An 18,015-nucleotide genomic window follows, 5' to 3' on the forward strand; every position below is an offset into this window, starting at 1 on the left:
GTGTTGATTTGAAAAATAAAGTAACAATCGTCGTCGCTTTATCTGGGAGAGGTGGAGTAGAAACGGTTATTGACCATGTTATGCATGATAATTTAATCACTAAGAGCTTAGATCTTTCATTATTTGGCTATAATCGATTCGAATTTCATGATCTTGAAAATAAATTGAAAGGATTGAAGACTAATTATACAAATATGTCCTCAAAGTTTTTGTGTCTGATGAGATATTTGCATTTTCTTATTACATATGATGGCGATGCACTTATAATTACTAATCCGGTTCAAATTTTATTTGCAAAATACGTTAAAATTATTTTTAGAAAAAAGTATAAAGTTATTTCGTGGATTCATACTGCTTTAATTCAAAACGGTTTAAAAGAACGGGTATGGATGATTAAAATGGCAGATGATCATCTTGTTATTTCATCTGGAATAAGAGATGAAATGATCCATGCTGGAGTTAATCCAACAAGTATACAGATAATTTACAATCCAGTTAAAAAAGAAAAAAAGACCATTGTCCCTGACTCTAAAGTATGTAAGTTCATATATATTGGGAGATTAGAAGCTAAAAATCAAAAGAATTTATTTCCTCTTATCAATCTTTTAAGTAAAACGTCTGGCAATTGGGAACTAGATGTATATGGCAGTGGTAATGATATGGAAAAGCTAGAGAAGTTTGTTGATAGTAGTAAATCTTTAAAAAATAAAGTTATTTTTAAGGGTTGGTCAAGTGATCCATGGAGTAAAATCAATCGAGCCAATGTATTATTACTAAATTCTAACTACGAAGGATTTCCTATGGTTCTTGCTGAAGCATTAAGTTTTGGAATCCCATGTATATCGACAGATTGTCCTACGGGACCTAATGATATGATTAAACAAGGTAAGAATGGATATTTATACGATATTGGAGATTATGAAAAGCTTCAAAAATATTTGAAAAAATTTATTGATGATGATGTTCACTTTAATGGGCAAGAAATAAAGAATTCTATTAGTTTTTTGTATGATAATGAATATTCTAATAGATTTGTAAATGATGTAAATGAAATTATTAAATAGGAGAATTATATGGATAAGAAAGTAGCTTTAGTTCTTGTTACTTATAACAGACTCGACTTGCTAAGGGGTTCATTGGAAAAGATTTATGAACAGGATTATCCGGTAACTGATGTTTATGTTATTAATAATGATAGTAATGATGGTACTAGTAATTATTTAAAGCAGTTAAAACAAACCAAATCAAATCTTCATGTAAAAAATTTAGAGAAAAACGTTGGTGGTGCTGGTGGGTTTAATGCTGGTTTAAAGTATGCTCATAAATCTGGTCCATACGATTATTATTGGATAATGGATGATGATACTTATCCTGAGTCTTCGTCTTTAGGGAAGTTAATGAACACTACTGATTTATTGAGCGATGATATTGGATTTTTGGCAAGTGATGTGGTCTGGACTGATGGATCGCCAGCGTTAATGAATGTTCCAACTGTAAATGGAGTTTGGAATGGCAAAGTTGAAGATGACATTGTTGAACTAAAAGCAGCATCATTTGTTTCTATGCTTGTAAGTAATAGGGCGCTTGAGAATTGTGGTCTTCCAATTAAAGAATTCTTCATTTGGGGAGATGATGCAGAATTTTCACAGAGAGTTTCTCAAAAGTATCCCTCTTATTTTGTAATGGACAGTCAAGTTGTTCATCATACCAAAACTAATAATGGCGCTAATATAATTACGGATGATTATAAAAGAATTGGGAGATACTATTATGAAACACGAAATCGATGCTTTATGTGTAAAAAAGCTGGATTTAAAAAAGTAATTAAGTATTTTATTGATCGTATTTGTGTGTCTTTTGAGATTTTATTTACTAAAACAGATCATAAATTAAAAAAAGTTTGGATTCTTATTAAAGGATTTTTTGCAGGTTTATTCTTTAATCCATCAATTGAAAGTGTTAAGTAAAATAATAGTTATGTATCTTAGATATGTTTTTTGTTTTAATGTAACATGTTAATTTGTCATATAAAATAGAAATGAAAGAGATATATTTACTGTGTTATCATGATTATTGTTGTTTGTTTTTATTATAGTTTGTGTCAATTGCCGTGAATAATTTGTTATGAGAAAGGATGAATGTTAATGGACTATTTAGTTGTTGGTTCTGGATTATTTGGATCAACCTTTGCATACGAAGCTGCTAAACGCGGAAATCACGTTGAGGTGATCGAAAAACGTGATCACGTTGGTGGCAATATCTATACCAAGGAAGTAGAGGGCATCCAAGTTCACGAATATGGAGCTCATATTTTTCATACCAAAATGAAAGACATCTGGGATTATGTCCATCAATTTGCTGACTTTAACAACTACGTTAACAGTCCCATTGCCAATTACCACGGCGAAATCTATAACATGCCATTTAACATGAACACCTTTAATAAACTATGGGGTGTTAGAACACCAGAAGAAGCTAAGGCTAAGATTGAGGAACAAAAGCGGAGTGCCCATATTCCGGATAAGCCAACTAACCTGGAAGAACAGGCTATCTCACTAGTGGGTCCTGACTTGTACGAAAAATTGGTGAAGGGCTACACTGAGAAACAGTGGGGCAGAAAAGCCACTGATCTTCCAGCTTTCATTATTAGAAGAATCCCAGTGCGATTCATTTATGATAACAACTACTTTAGTGATCCATACCAGGGAATTCCAATTGGTGGATACACTCAAATTATCGAAAAAATGCTTGCTAGCGACTTAATCGATGTTAAAACTAACACTGACTTCTTTGATAAAAAGGACGAATATCTAAAGTCCGATAAGCGCATTATCTTTACCGGAATGATTGATCAATTCTTTGAATATCAATTGGGAGCTCTGGAGTACCGGAGTTTGAAGTTTGATACTGAAGTGAAAGATGTTGACAATTATCAAGGAAATGCGGTTGTCAATTATACTGATGCTGAAACTCCATATACCAGAGTCATTGAACACAAGCACTTTGAGTTCGGTAAGGGTAACAAACACAAGACCGTCATCACTCATGAGTATCCCAAGACCTGGCATCGTGGGGATGAACCATACTATCCAATCGATGATAAAAAGAATCGTTCTTTGTACAAGAATTACGTAGAATTAGCTGAAAAAGATGCGCCAAACGTTGTCTTTGGTGGCCGTTTAGGTCAGTATCGTTACTACAACATGGATCAAACCATCATGTCAGCTTTGAGACTAGTTAAAAACGAATTTGGTGAATAAATTTGGGTAAAGTAATTAAGAACTATTTATATAATGCTTCCTATCAACTATTTATATTAATAGTTCCTTTGTTAACCACACCTTATTTGGCACGTATTTTAGGCCCACAGGGTGTGGGAATTAATTCATATACTAATGCTAATATCCAATACTTCATTATTTTTGGAAGTGTTGGGGTCGCACTTTACGGTAATCGGCAGATTGCGTATGTGCGAAACAATAAGCAAAAACTAACCAATACTTTTTATGAAATATTCTTTATGCGAATAGTAACAATTGGTATTGCTTACATCGCCTTTTTTATTTTTTTAGCTCTCGTTCATCGTTATCATAGTTATTATATTGCGCAATCTTTCTCATTGCTTGCGGCAGCTTTTGATATTTCTTGGTTTTTCCAGGGTGTGGAGAATTTTAGAGTTACGGTTCTAAGAAACTTTGTTGTAAAGATAATAACTCTTATTAGTATTTTTTCTTTTGTTAAATCTTACAATGACTTATGGCTATACATATTTATTTTGTCGATGTCATTGTTGATTGGAAATTTGACTTTATTTCCAAGCTTAAAGGGATATTTAGGGAAAGTAGATTGGCAAAATTTCCACTGGTTTAGGCATTTTTGGCCGTCAATGGTTCTTTTTATTCCTGAGATTGCCACTCAAATTTACTTAGTGGTTAATAAAACGATGCTGGGAGCAATGACTTCTGTTACTGCGGCTGGTTACTTTGATCAATCTGATAAGATTGTTAAATTATCGTTAGCCGTTGTCACTGCAACGGGAACAGTCATGCTTCCCCATGTGGCAAATGCCTTTATGCATGGAAAACATGAGAAGGTTAAAGGTTATCTTTATCAAAGCTTTGAGTTTGTTACGGCGCTATCCATTCCAATTGCATTTGGAATTGCGGCTGTTGCACCAACATTTGTTCCATTATTCTTATCTAAAAGATTCTTAGAAGTCATTCCACTTATGATGATTGAATCTATTGTAGTGGTTATGATCGCCTGGAGTAATGCAATTGGAGTTCAGTACCTGGTTCCTACCAACCAAAACAAGGCCTACAATTATTCAGTTATTATTGGAGCTGTTATTAACATTGTTGCCAACGTTCCTTTAATTTTATTATGGGGAGCAATTGGAACTACTATTGCAACGGTTCTGTCAGAAGCAAGTGTCACTGCTGTACAATTATATGCAATTAAGGATGAAATTAGTTTTAAAAACTTATTCAGAGACTTTTGGAAGTATCTAACTGCAGGAGTTTTAATGTTTGCTATCGTATTCGGTCTTAATCTATATCTTCATATCTCGTGGAGCCACTTAATTATTGAAGTTTTACTTGGTATAATCATTTATAGCATTATGTTACTGATTTTAAGACCTAATATTATTAATATTACTATTAAAAAGATAAAAGAAAGATAATTAAGAAACGACGTGTTAATCTATTAGTTAATATTATTAGCTAATGATCATCACGTCGTTATTTTTTTATGGGAGTGATTTTATGATGAAAGTATTAGTGCTGGGTTCAACTGGTCAGTTAGGTCAAACGTTAGCAAATCTGCTAAATGAGAAACAAATCGAATTTGATGCACCTTCTTCAAAAGAAGTTGATGTAACTAATCAGAAACAAGTAATGGATTATTTTCAGGTCCATCAACCAGAAGTTGTTTTTGATTGCGTTGGATACACCGACATTGTTAACGCCGAAAAGGAACCGGGTAAGACCATCAATAAGAACGTGAACTTTCTTGGCACCCAGTATGTGGCTTTAGCCGCTAGAGATGTGAATGCAACGTTAGTCCATATCAGTACGAATCGAGTGTTTGACGGAAATGATAATTCTAAATCACATGAGATAACGGACATTCCCAATCCAATAAGTGAGTATGGTAAGCAGAAACGCATGGCAGAACGTGCCATCGAAGAAATTAGTACGAAATATTATACGATTCGAACGGCCAATCTATATGATGAAAATGGAAGTAAATTTGTTGATGAATTATTAAAAAGTGGTGAGATTAAGACTAGTAACCAACCAATGCAGGTAACCGATACCCGAAGATTGGCGGAGTTTATGTTGTTTGTAATCCAAAGTGATTTACCATATGGGATGTATCATTTAACAAACGAAAAATTAATTACTCCATGTGAATTTGCCAAGATAATCTTGAAAAGTCACATTTTGAAAATCTCCCCAGAAAGCACTGAAGGAAAGGACGTAAGGGAGCCCATTCTCGATTCGGGGAAGCTCAATAACACTTCATTTATGAATACAAAATAGTAAAATGACTTGCGGAAATTAATAATACTAAATCCCGATTTCTGCAATGTTTTTTAACATCCGTGTAATATTTTACTAATATTATTGAAATTTTTTCCCCTTAATGTATTGACTGTTGAGAGGAGGAACAAAATGGAGTGGAAACATATTATTCTCACAGCAGTTAGTGTTACAGCTATTTTTACCACGGGCATAGCAGTCGCAAATAGTTCACGCGCTAATGTTAATGCTGATTCATCGCGCTACACCACCGTTAATAAGCTAGTCAAATTTCGAAAAGCACCACACGCCAATAAACCTGTCAAAGTTATAAAATCAGAAAGTTCAGTGTCGAAATTAAGTCCGTCAGAGATGACAGCTAAGAATTGGATTGCTTATCATGAATCACGTGGTGAGTATCATGCTGAGAATCCAACTAATCCACAAGTGTATGGCAAGTATCAATTGACTAAGACTTACCTTCACGGGGATTACTCGAAGGAGAATCAAGAACGTACTGCTGACAACTACGTTCATGATCGTTATGGTTCATGGCAAAATGCTAAGAAGCATTGGGAAAGTAATAACTGGTACTAAATTAGTTTTAGCGCGGAAGGCTCATGATGAAAGTCATGAGCCTTTTTGTGTGCGTTTATAAGGGTTCATGATACAGTTAAGTCGGTAAATGACTAAGTAATTGGAGGGATATATTATGACAGACAGATTAAAAAACAAAGTTGCAATCATTACTGGTGGAACACTAGGAATTGGCTATGCTATTGCTGAAATGTTCGCTAAAGAAGGAGCTAAAGTAACGATTACTGGACGTAATGAAGATCGTGGACGCGAAGCAGTTGAATCGATTGATAAAAAGTATCCTGGAACTGTAAAATTCATGAAACAGGATGTTTCTGATCCAGACCGTTGGCCAGAAGTCTTTGAAGAAACCAAAAAAGATTTCGGACAGGTAACGACCCTAATTAATAACGCTGGAATTGCCCTTGGTAAGTCTATTGAAGATACTACAACCGAAGAGTGGCATAAAGTTCTAAGCATCGATCTAGACGGAGTCTTTTATGGGATACGTGAAGGCATCAAACAAATGAAGAATAAAGGTGTTGGTGCTTCAATTGTGAACATGTCGTCGATTGAAGGATTAGTTGGTGATCCTAACCTAGGCGCTTACAATGCTTCTAAAGGTGCAGTTCGTATGATGTCCAAATCAGCGGCACTTGATTGTGCGTTGAAAGATTATGATATTCGGATTAACTCTGTTCATCCTGGATATATTCAAACTCCAATGGTTAAACCAGACTTTGCGAAAGCCATGTCACAAAGAACCAAAACTCCAATGGGACACTTAGGTAAACCAGAAGACATCGCATATGCAGCTGTTTACTTGGCTTCTGATGAATCTGAATTCACGACTGGTAGTGAGTTAGTGGTCGATGGTGGCTACACGGCTCAATAAGATTTATTAAAACGAGAATGAAAGGACTATGCTATGTGTATAGCCCTTTTTTCTGTATTTTGATATTTTTTCTTATGATACAATTATAATATCTATATTATGAGGTGAATTATCTATGGATAATATAGTGTCTTTTTGTAAAAAGTATTTTATATTAATTGTTTCAGTTTGTTTGTTTATCTTAGTGTCGTTTTGGGGAATGATTACTCCATTATTTTCAGATGATGCTTTAGCAGTTAGGATGAGTCCTAGTGAAATTTTACATAGTGGAATAAATGATTGGTTTGTGTGGAATGGAAGGTTTGTAGGTCAAACATTTTATAGAATTCTTGTGAATTTACCACCATCAATTTATGGACTAGTTAATGCTTTAATTTTTATCCTTCTCCCATTACTTATGTTGGTTCTAACATTTAAGTTTTCGGGCAATACAAAGCACAAAAATTTAAAGTACATCTTAATAGTCGCAATGATTTTTGCTTTTTTCCCAAATTTCTCACTTAATTTCCTATACAGAGCAATTTCGGGGAATTATTTATGGACTGGAATAATAAATTTACTGTTTGTTATTTTGTGGATTCAATATAAAAACAATACGAGTAAATTAAGAAATATTTCTTATAGTATTTTGTTAATTGTTCTGGGGATAGTCGCAGGTTGGTGTAATGAAAATCTTGGAATTGGAATAATTGTTCTGCTTATTGGATTAACGTTAATTTCAACTCAGAAATATAAAGGATTAAATGTTAAAAAAGTTATCTCATTGATTGCTTATGTTTTTGGTTATGTAATGTTGCTCATTGCTCCAGGTAATATGGTTCGAGGAAGGTCCAGAGATCAAAGCTTTTTGAATAAATCATTTATTCAAAAGATTGCCACTAATATTCCCACAATTAATCAATATATTCTTCAACATATTCTTCCTTTGCTTATTATCTTTATTATTGTTCTATTTATTAATATTTATTTAGTTAAGAATCGTTATGCAATTTTAAGTAGTTGTATTTTGTTTATTTCAGCACTTATTACATTTTATGCATTATTACTATCTCCTGAATCTGTTGATCAATCAAGATGCTACTTTTTTGGAACGATGCTATTGATTATTGCCATTGTTCAGTTAATACCATTGTCGTCTAATAATGATTTAATAAAAATAGTGATAAATTCTTTTGTAGTTTGTTTGTGTGGATATGTATTATTAACTTTAAGTACTGGATTCATTCTCTCATATAAAACGGATATGGAGCTATTGCAACAACAAGATATGATTAAAACTAAACTAAAAAATAAGAAAAATAATGGAAACATTACTGTGCCGAAAATAAATAGTGTTCCGTACTCGGATTATGGTTTATGGGATATTCTCTCTGATAATCCAAACGATTGGCAAAACACATGTTATGCTCATATGTTTAAAGCTAAAAGTATTAAAGTAGCTGGAAATTATTAATCTGAAAAAAGACGACTAATCAGTCGTCTTTTTCTTAATTATTTCGTTAAAATTGCGTAAATACCAGCGATGACCAGGATGATCATTACCACTGCCATTACTACGATTCGTTTAACTTGAGTTTTGTGAAAGTTATTAAATTTGTTTGCCATACTATTCTCCTCTGATTGGTTATGAACATTTTAGCATTTAATAAGAGAAAAGAATTGCATTTTAACCACGATTTAATTCATAATTGGGTTGTTAAGATAAGGAGATAGTTTAATGTTTAAAATAACAATATACCATGCTGATGAAATGCAGAAGCAATACTTTGAAGATTATAATCAAACAGAATTCGACTTAAAGTTTGTTAATGAAAAGTTAACGATGGCCAATGTAAGCCAGGCTCAGGGATCAAACGGGGTTTTGATCGACGGGATGTGTGACGCTGACGGGACAATCGTTGACCACTTAGCCGATTATGGCGTTGAGTACTTATTTACTCGTTCGGTTGGAGTTAATAACATTGACATTAAGCGGGCAACCGAAAAAGGCATTAAAGTTGCTAACGTGCCCGACTATTCACCACATTCGGTAGCAGGATTGGCGTTTACCCTTGGAATGACCCTCTTTAGACATGTTGCTCAAGCAACCGCCAACACGCATGACGCTGATTTTCGTATCTTACCACTGTACTTTAGTCGTGAGATTCACGATTCAACGGTTGGAATCATTGGAGCAGGCAGAATCGGAACGGCTGAGGCTCAGATGTATGATGCGGTTGGAGCGAACGTTTTAGCATATCAACGTCACGCTGATCCTGATAATCATTCCGTTAAGTTTGTTGACATGGATGAGTTACTTACAAAATCGGATATTGTTTCCATTCACGTACCACTCACTTCTGGTACGGAGAAATTAATTGGCAAGACCGAACTTGATCAGATGAAGAACGATGCCATCCTGGTCAATACAGCTCGAGGCGGCGTGGTTGATAACAACGCCGTTGCTGACGCCGTTGAAAACTTTGAAATTGGTGGCTATGGAACCGATGTCCTACTAGATGAAGGTCAAATTATGGGTAAAGAATTCAATAGTTTGGATGATGTTCCTAATGCTGAAGACAAGAAGCTAATGAAGAACTATCCCAATGTGATCGTCACGCCACACATGGGTTCGTTCACTGAGGAAGCCAATAAGGACATGGTTCGGATCAGTTTTGATAACTTTCAAAAAGTGATTGAGACCGGGAAACCACTTCATCCATTAAACTAAGGAGAGATATAATGGCAAAGATTACTGCTTATGATGTAAGGCCATTTGAAAAAGAATACTTTGTGGATTTAAATTCATATGACTTTGATTTAAATTTGGTTGAAAAACCATTGAAGATTGATACGGTTGACGAGGCAATGGGCACGGATGCCATCCTGATTGACGGTTCTTGTATCGCTGATAAAGATGTCTTGGATAAGGTCAAGGATATGGGAATTAAGTATCTGTTTACCCGTTTTGTTGGGTACAACAATATTGACCTAGATGCTGCTGAAGCAGACGGGATCATGGTTGCTAACGTTCCCAGTTATTCACCATACTCCGTTGCCGAATTAGCACTCACGATGGGAATGGACCTATTCAGACACGTTTCCCAGGCAACGGTAAATACAAATAACGCTGACTTTCGGGTCCTGCCAACGTATTTTAGTAATGAAATTCATGATGCAACCGTTGGAATTATTGGAGTTGGTCACATGGGTAGTGCGGAGGCCAAGTTATACCACAATCTTGGTGCCAATGTGCTTGGCTATCAACGTCATCCAAATGACAATCCAGATGTGACTTTCGTTGACGAAGACGAATTGTTAAAGAAGTCGGACATTGTTTCACTTCATGTTCCTTATGTACCGGGTGAAAATGATGAAATGATTGGGGCTCCAGAATTAGCCAAGATGAAACGGAACGCTATTTTAGTTAACACGGCGCGTGGTGAACTGGTAGATACCAAGGCCGTTACGATTGCATTGTCGGGTAGTAACATTGGTGGTTACGCTGCTGACGTGATTATTGATGAGAATCAGATTGACGGTAACGAATTCAACTCATTAGATGATCTTCCAAACAAAGACGTGTTAGAATTGATGAAGCGTTATCCAAATGTTATTATTACTCCGCACATGGGTTATCTGACTAAGCCAGCCACGGTTGACATGATTAAGGTTAGTTATGATAACTTCCACGAAGCAATGACAACGGGGAAGACCAAGAATCAAATTTGACGAAAGAAGTTTTGGAACATGGAATTAAAGAAACAATTCTTAGATCTTGAGAAGAATCGTCGGACCATCTATGACTTGGGTAAGGATGTGCCTTTCTCACAAGACGATCTATATACTTATATCAAGGAATTAATCAAATACACACCAAGTGCCTTCAACGGGCAGACAGTTCGAGCTGTGGTACTTTTTAACGAAAATCATGATAAGTTGTGGGATATCGTTGAAGATGCCCTTAGAGAAAAGGTGCCAGCAGACGGATTCCTTCGCACCAAGGCAAAAATCTCAACTTTTAGGGATGCCTATGCATCAATCTTGTTTTTCACTGATATGGACAAGGTCAAAGAATTGCAAGGTCAATTTAAGACCTATCAATACGAGATGTACAACTGGTCTGAAGAAGGACAAGGAAACGCTCAGTTTGCCGTTTGGACCGGCCTTGAAGAAAATGGCTTAGGTGTTAACATTCAACATTATGACCCATTGATTAATGCGCAGGTGGCTTCAACGTTTGATATTCCGGATCATTGGCAATTACGGGCTGAGATGAACTTCGGTTCAATCAACACTCCAGCTAGCGAAAAGGATTTCATGGATGATAGCAAGCGATTTAGAGTACTTAAATAGAATAATACGTAAAAGAGCGTGGAGATAAAATCATCACGCTCTTTTTGTATGTAAAATTAAATTTCTTATTTTTTAAAAGTTCTGATATGATTATATATGTATTTAATATTTATTGACCATGAGGTGCTGTTATCACAAAATGTAAAAACATCGTCAAGAAACATTCAAACCTATTTATAATTTTATTATTTGCACTACTTAGTGTTTTAATTGTATTGCCATATTTCCATGGCGCAGGCATAATAACAAATGTTGATGGGCCTTTCCATGTTTCACGTTTACAGGAAAGTTATTTAAACTTAAAATCAGGGAATTTTTTTGGTATATTCCCAGATATTATGACTAAGACTTTTGGAAAAATTGGATATCCGCAGAATTTATTTTATCCAATTTTCATGGTTACTCCAGAAGCTATTATTCATGTGATTATCAAAAACGGTTACTTTGCTTATTATATCTTTCTCATGATAGTCAATTTTGGTATTTTTATTTCTATGTACTTATGTTCTGCTAAAATTGCTAAATCAAAATTTGCTGGTATGGTTTCTGCACTAGTATATGGATTTTTTCAATATAAAATTCATGTGATGTTTTATCAAGGCGATTTAGCTGAAAGTATTGTCTTTATTTTCTTGCCAATTGTTGTTTATGGGTTATATGAATTATTGGTAAAAGATTATCACAAGTGGTGGATTCTATCTATTGGAATGGCATTAATAATGCTAACTCATGTATTGTCTACTTTTTTGGCTTCAATAATGGTTTTATTTAGTCTAGGTTTATTACTTTTTATTCATGATAGTAATAAAATCAAACTTAAAAGATTATTATTTACTGTTCTTTCGGGCATTGTTGCGATTCTTTTATCATGTGTATTTCTGATTCCATTTATTCAAGATTATAAATTTACAGGGAAAATGAATATAGGAACTGCAACTTTGTATGCTAATGCTATGCCTATTCAAAATATGATTTTTAATTTTTTGCCTGATCAAGGTCCAGGACTCGGAGTTGGAATTGGAATTATTGGAATTCTAATTATAATCTTATCAATCTTTGTGTGGAAAAGATTATCGATATTTTATAAATATATGAGTTTTGAAGCAATAATTTTTCTATTGATGGTATCTAATTTTTTTCCTTGGCAACTTGTTCAAAACGAACTTAAGTTTATACAAGTTCCATATAGGTTGCTTCTACTAGTTACAGTTTTGATTGGATTAATTTCAGGCCAATGTGTGTTAATTCTATGTAGAAAATTTAATACTAATAAAAAAGTCATTTTCATTGGTGGTTTAACGTTATTTAGTTTGTGTATTTCTTTTGCTTCTAATGAATACGTAAAGACGAATCCAGCGAGTGTTGTTGGTTATTATATTTCCAAAAATGATAATGGATTTAAGGTTATGACTAATAGTCAGGTTTTTGATTATTTGCCCCAAACTACAAATCCAATTGAATCATCATTATTAGATCATTCTGTTAAAAGTTTGAATAAAGACACTAAAAAAATTCAACAAATTCAGTGGAGCACTTCATATAACAAAATCTATTACAAATTAGAATCTCAAAAGAATTATCAAAGTATTACAATGCCTAATATCTATTATCCTGGATTTCATGCTTATGTAAATAATATAGAAGTACCGATTAAAATTGATAAAAACAAAGCTATTAACATCCCTGTCCGAAGAGGAATAAACGATATTAATATCGTTTACAAAAAAACTATTACACAAATTATTACTTTATGGATCAGTCTTCTTAGTTGGATTTTATTAATAGTTTGGATTCTTTGTAAGTGTGTGATTAGTAGACAATTAAAATATAAAAGTGTAGCTAAATAGAGTTAAAAACGTGGAGAAACCATTCTTCCACGTTTTTAATATGCGTAAATAGTGTTTTTTGTTAGTTAAAAGTTTGATATCATTGTATTTGTGTTCAATATTACATAATTTAGGAGAAAATATGAAAAAAAGATTAACTTATATTGATGTAATCAACATCATTGCTATTATATTTGTTTTGTTTATTCATTCATCGTGGGATTCAACTAATAGTGCTTTAGGAGTTTTTGATTCAGTTGTTAGAGCAATCGTTGCACCTGCAGTATTTCTGTTTTTAATGAATTCAGGAACAACTTTAATTGGGTATCGAGAAAAGTATGATACAAGGATATTTTTTAAGAAAAGATTTTTTAGGGTAGTAGTACCCTTGGTTGTCTGGAGTATTATTTACTACCTTGTAGATATTGTTGTAAAAAATCCCCTTCCAGATGTTAACTTTGTCCATCACAACCCTAGTATTGGTGATTTTTTTGCCAGTTTTCTTTCAGGAAATATTAATGGAACCTTTTGGTTCTTTTATTGTGTCATTGCTCTTTATTTAGTCACTCCAATATTGTCAGTTCTTGCCAAAAGCCATAAGAATGTTTTGTTTTATATTGTAGTATTGGATTTCTTAATTAATTCCTTAATTTTATACGTGAACAATAATTTATTCCATATTGACCTATCGCCTTATATTTTACCAATTACTTCTACTAGTTATGTTGGATTCTTTATTATGGGTTATTTGATTATGGTAGGATACTTCGATGAAAAGTGGCTAAAGATCACCAAATGGATAGCCTTTGCTGCGTTAATTATCTCTATTATCATTGCGTTGTTTACTTTTAAAGGATTGCCTGATTGGCTTAATAATCTTAAAGAATATGGTAGTCCCTTGCTATTTTTGTATGTTATTGGTTTATATCTTTGGATTAAAGATTTTGTTGAATTGCATACGATATTTGTAAAACCTAAAGTTCAGAGATTGTTAGCTAATATGGCTTCAGTTAGTTTAGGCATTTACATTTTACATCCATTTTTCTTAAAACTGTTTATGCACATTACACATACGGCTTTCAATAGTTGGATTGATATTTTGGTTATGCCATTGTTTACTTATGTAGTTTGTGGATTAGTGGTTTATGTGATTAAGAAAGTTCCATTTGTAAAAGAGATTTTGCCATAAGTTAAATCATAAAAATAAAAGCATATTGTGAAAAAATAATATTACTTTTTTCACAATATGCTTTTTTGTGATAAGGTATTATTGATATTTATAACTTATGGGAGGGAGATAATTATGAGAGTCACGAAACTAGATATACATAATTTTAGGAATCTAGATAGTATTAGTATTAGTTTTAATAAAGAAGGCAACTATTTAGTAGGGAAAAAACAATATTGGCAAAACGAGTACACTAGATCTTTTATCTAAGATTTTGAATGGAAAGAATTTTTCTGAGGATGATTTTTCTGATTTATCTGATGCAATTATTATTAAATTAACATTGAGTCTAGAAGATGAAGAGATTGGGATTTTTGATAAAAATATGCGAGGGGATAAATATAACGAAATTGTTCTTAAGTTTAAACAAGATAGTCCCGAAGAACAGATTGAGATTGTTAATGATGATAATGAAGATGAATTAACTAATTCCATTTCTACATCTCAAATAAAAGCATCAAATTTTATTGAATATTCTTCTAGTGTAAAACCAATACAAGAAAATGATCTTACTAGAAACAATGGCCCATATAAATTGATTCCATTCTTAGTTAAAAAAATGTCTAATGGTAATAATGTAAAAGAATTAATGCCCGATAATAATAGAAAAATTATTAATGATATCAATAGTGAACTTGGTAATATTGAAAATTTTAGAACTAATAATATTAAAGTTGGATTTGATGATGATTATGTAAAACTTTTGCTAAATGCTCTTAGTTTAAAAAAAGATGATAATAGTTCTGACACAGAATTTTCAAATGATTCTTAGACTTTGCTAATTTAGGATATGGTTTACAGTTTAGTAGTCTTATTCCGCTTAAAATAATTGATCAACTTATTCAGTGGTACAAGTATCCAACAACATGGAAAAAACATGTAGTTAAAAGTTCAGACAATGACAACAATATTATAAATGTTATCTTTTGTTTGGATGAACCAGAAACCCATTTACATCCAAATTTGCAATTAAAACTTATGAAAGAAGTAAATAAATTATTAAGTGGTGAAGATCAATCTTTCAACAAGTTATTAAAAAGTTTGTTTGAAATAGATAAAATTGTGGGACAGTTTTTTGTTGTAACCCATTCTCCTAACATATTGTCAGATGATTATACTAAAATTTGTAGATACTATACTACCCCAACTGGTAAAGTTAACGTTTCATCTGGGAATGAAATTAATTTTAACAATAGATTGGAAAAACATGTAAAAATGCAACTTCAGAATATTCTTAATGCGATGTTTGCAGATGGAATTATTCTTGTAGAAGGGCAAACTGAAGAAAGAGCAATTCCTGTTTTTGCGGAAAATTTGGATATCTCGTTAATTAATAAAAATATTAATATTGTAAGGTGTGAAGGATATGATAATGTAAAATCTCTAAGGCGGGTTTTTGAAAAATTTCATATTAATTGTTCTGCAATTATAGATAAAGACAAAAATAGTCATAAGAATGATAGGTATAAGGGGATAATCCAAACTGATGATGTTGATTTTGAAAATGAGTGTTTTAATGCAATGAGTCTTGATAATATTAATGAATATTTATTAGATCTTAATAACACTTTGACTAATCACAAATATGATGGGAAAATTTGGGAACCTTTCCTTACTGTTGAACAAAAAGATAATTTACATAATATTAAAGATTTAAAAGGAAAAAATACCGCAAGTAGTATTTTTGAATTTATTAAGAAATGTATTTTAAATTGGGATGAAGATAAAAGTAAGGATATACACAATAGAATCAAAGAAAGTATGCTTTCAAATGAGGTAATGAAAGCCAAATCAATTTTTAGTGGTGAAATTATAGCACGCAATCTAAGTTATGTTCCTTCTTCTTATAAAAAATTAATTTTAAGTGTGGTTGATAAGAATGAATAAAGATGGATCTTTTGATGAACAACAGTTAAGGGTTATTAATTCTGATGATAGTATGATCATTACTGGACCTGCTGGTTTTGGCAAGACTCATGTTATGTCAGGAATGATAGCTAACTGGATTTCCAATGGTGAAATTAATTATCCAAAAAAAATATTATGCATATCTTATACAGTCACTGCTGCGTATCATATGAAAGATAGTATATTTCAAATGATTTTAAATAATGACATTCATGATAGATATAAAACATCTTTAGTGGAAACAACAAATTTTCATGGTTTTAGCCGTAAAGTTCTTAAAAGTTATGGGCATTACTTAGGATATAATGTAGATTTTAAAAATTTGGATAATTTTAAATATGTGAATTTAGATAATAAAACACTTAGTAAACTTAATGATGACGACAAGAAAATATGTATTGGATTAAAAAAGCAGTTAAACGATCAAGAATATATAAAAGAGGATATTTATAATAGTATTATTTCTTTTAATAAGATAGTTGTTAATCATTTTTTAAATAATAATCAAATACCTTATAATGCGATCATTTCTTTAGTGATTGAATTATTTAAGAAGAAACCACAGATTAAGTTATTTTATCAAAATTATTTTAGTGCTATTTGCATAGATGAATTTCAAGATACAAATATGCTTTGTATTATAATAATTAGACAATTATTTGGTTCCCATACCAGACTTGTTGCTTTTGGTGATCCAATGCAACAAATTTTTAGTTTTAATGGTTCGCTTAAAAACATAATGGATAACGATAATTTGTTTTCTAAAAAATTAACTAGAATTTCACTTAAAACCAATTATCGGTTTCAAAATAATGATAATCTTAAAAATTTAGATTCAGATTTAAGAAAAGTTGGTAAAAGTTTAAATATCAATGATAATAGTTTAATTGATGCCGATTTAAAAGTTATTCATGGAAAAACAATAAATGAAGAGTGTAAAAAAATTGTTTGTCTTATTAAATCAGTTTTGAGAAAAAATTCGACTGCAAATTTTGGTATTTTAGTTAGACAAAATTCAAAAACCACAAAAAAATTATATAAAACTCTTGAAAAAATGATAGCTTCTGAAGATTTATTTAATGCATTGTTTAAAGATACAGATAAAACGTTTATTGAGTTTCAAAATTTCGTTTTAAACAAATACAAAATAAAATTTGATAAAAATCCTATTTTACAAAAACAGATAGATAATTTCGTTAAAAGTATTGATGAAGAATTTAAAGAGTGTCAATATCATAAGTCTTTTGTTATATTGCTAAAATATTTTTTATATGATGCCATTCATCGAGTCCATAGAAGTAACTTAAATGATTATATATTTGATGTTTTAGGATCTAAAAATTTGAGACAAAGTATATCTTATGTTAAAAAAAGAGTTACTATTTCGACAATACATGGAGCTAAGGGACTAGAGTGGGATTATGTTATTTTAGCTAATTTTGAAGACAATGAATTCCCAAATTATGGTGACATAAAAAGTATAAAAGAAAATCATGGATCAAGTGTTGAAGACGGAAGAGCAAAAAAAGATATATTAAAATTATTTTATGTTGCTCTTACTAGAGCAAAAAAACATTTTTATGTCTCTTATAGTGATCGTCACTATTTTTTTGAGTCACCCAAAAGTGCGAAAATTAGTTGTCTTGCTAATCTTCGATTTATCAAGCTAAACCCTGTTAAGCTAGATAGTAAATAAATAAGCCCAATCCATTTGGATTGGGC

Annotated in this window: 16 protein-coding genes; all 16 read left to right on the forward strand. The window is 32.2% G+C overall.

The window, feature by feature from the left end; all coding sequences use genetic code 11:
* Positions 1 to 8 precede the first annotated feature (8 nt).
* The 16 genes from AC6UD4_RS00465 (at position 9) to AC6UD4_RS00540 (ending at position 17,989) form a co-directional block, all read left to right on the forward strand.
* Positions 9 to 1,064 (forward strand): glycosyltransferase, encoded by a 1,056-nt coding sequence (locus AC6UD4_RS00465; protein WP_500693336.1) that lies wholly within the window; start codon positions 9 to 11, stop codon positions 1,062 to 1,064.
* Between the two features lie 9 nt (positions 1,065 to 1,073).
* On the forward strand, positions 1,074 to 1,967 hold the full coding sequence (locus tag AC6UD4_RS00470; RefSeq protein ID WP_500693337.1) for a glycosyltransferase family 2 protein: 894 nt from the start codon (positions 1,074 to 1,076) through the stop codon (positions 1,965 to 1,967).
* A 177-nt stretch (positions 1,968 to 2,144) separates the two neighbouring features.
* Positions 2,145 to 3,260: a UDP-galactopyranose mutase gene (gene glf / locus AC6UD4_RS00475; RefSeq protein ID WP_500693338.1), complete on the forward strand. Its 1,116-nt coding sequence runs from the start codon at positions 2,145 to 2,147 to the stop codon at positions 3,258 to 3,260.
* A 2-nt stretch (positions 3,261 to 3,262) separates the two neighbouring features.
* The gene (locus AC6UD4_RS00480; protein WP_500693339.1) at positions 3,263 to 4,684 is read left to right on the forward strand and encodes an oligosaccharide flippase family protein; all 1,422 of its coding nucleotides are present in this window, start codon (positions 3,263 to 3,265) and stop codon (positions 4,682 to 4,684) included.
* Positions 4,685 to 4,766: 82 nt separating this feature from the next.
* The gene (locus AC6UD4_RS00485) at positions 4,767 to 5,546 is read left to right on the forward strand and encodes an SDR family oxidoreductase (protein ID WP_500693340.1); all 780 of its coding nucleotides are present in this window, start codon (positions 4,767 to 4,769) and stop codon (positions 5,544 to 5,546) included.
* 132 nt (positions 5,547 to 5,678) lie between these two features.
* Positions 5,679 to 6,122, forward strand: coding sequence for an aggregation-promoting factor C-terminal-like domain-containing protein (locus AC6UD4_RS00490; protein ID WP_500693341.1), 444 nt, complete (start codon positions 5,679 to 5,681; stop codon positions 6,120 to 6,122).
* Positions 6,123 to 6,237: 115 nt separating this feature from the next.
* Entirely contained in the window at positions 6,238 to 6,996 is a 759-nt protein-coding gene (locus tag AC6UD4_RS00495; RefSeq protein WP_500693342.1) for an NADP-dependent (R)-specific alcohol dehydrogenase, read from the forward strand.
* Positions 6,997 to 7,111: 115 nt separating this feature from the next.
* The gene (locus AC6UD4_RS00500; RefSeq protein WP_500693343.1) at positions 7,112 to 8,449 is read left to right on the forward strand and encodes a DUF6056 family protein; all 1,338 of its coding nucleotides are present in this window, start codon (positions 7,112 to 7,114) and stop codon (positions 8,447 to 8,449) included.
* Positions 8,450 to 8,713: 264 nt separating this feature from the next.
* Positions 8,714 to 9,706: an NAD(P)-dependent oxidoreductase gene (locus tag AC6UD4_RS00505; RefSeq protein ID WP_500693344.1), complete on the forward strand. Its 993-nt coding sequence runs from the start codon at positions 8,714 to 8,716 to the stop codon at positions 9,704 to 9,706.
* Between the two features lie 11 nt (positions 9,707 to 9,717).
* Positions 9,718 to 10,707 (forward strand): NAD(P)-dependent oxidoreductase, encoded by a 990-nt coding sequence (locus AC6UD4_RS00510; protein WP_500693345.1) that lies wholly within the window; start codon positions 9,718 to 9,720, stop codon positions 10,705 to 10,707.
* A gap of 18 nt (positions 10,708 to 10,725) precedes the next feature.
* The gene (locus AC6UD4_RS00515) at positions 10,726 to 11,331 is read left to right on the forward strand and encodes a nitroreductase family protein (RefSeq protein ID WP_500693346.1); all 606 of its coding nucleotides are present in this window, start codon (positions 10,726 to 10,728) and stop codon (positions 11,329 to 11,331) included.
* A gap of 215 nt (positions 11,332 to 11,546) precedes the next feature.
* The gene (locus AC6UD4_RS00520; RefSeq protein ID WP_500709622.1) at positions 11,547 to 13,178 is read left to right on the forward strand and encodes a 6-pyruvoyl-tetrahydropterin synthase-related protein; all 1,632 of its coding nucleotides are present in this window, start codon (positions 11,547 to 11,549) and stop codon (positions 13,176 to 13,178) included.
* A gap of 121 nt (positions 13,179 to 13,299) precedes the next feature.
* Positions 13,300 to 14,346 carry an acyltransferase gene (locus AC6UD4_RS00525; RefSeq protein ID WP_500693348.1) on the forward strand — a complete coding sequence of 349 codons (1,047 nt, stop codon included), beginning with the start codon at positions 13,300 to 13,302 and terminating at the stop codon, positions 14,344 to 14,346.
* Positions 14,347 to 14,599: 253 nt separating this feature from the next.
* Complete coding sequence (locus AC6UD4_RS00530) at positions 14,600 to 15,157, forward strand: hypothetical protein (protein ID WP_500693349.1); 558 nt, start codon at positions 14,600 to 14,602, stop codon at positions 15,155 to 15,157.
* Between the two features lie 140 nt (positions 15,158 to 15,297).
* The gene (locus AC6UD4_RS00535; protein WP_500693607.1) at positions 15,298 to 16,272 is read left to right on the forward strand and encodes an ATP-dependent nuclease; all 975 of its coding nucleotides are present in this window, start codon (positions 15,298 to 15,300) and stop codon (positions 16,270 to 16,272) included.
* A complete protein-coding gene (locus tag AC6UD4_RS00540) occupies positions 16,265 to 17,989 on the forward strand; it encodes a UvrD-helicase domain-containing protein (protein WP_500693350.1) in 1,725 nt (574 codons plus the stop codon). Before AC6UD4_RS00535 ends, AC6UD4_RS00540 begins: the two co-directional genes overlap by 8 nt.
* Positions 17,990 to 18,015 lie beyond the last annotated feature (26 nt).

Source organism: Fructilactobacillus sp. X3R5C2 (genome assembly GCF_059901175.1).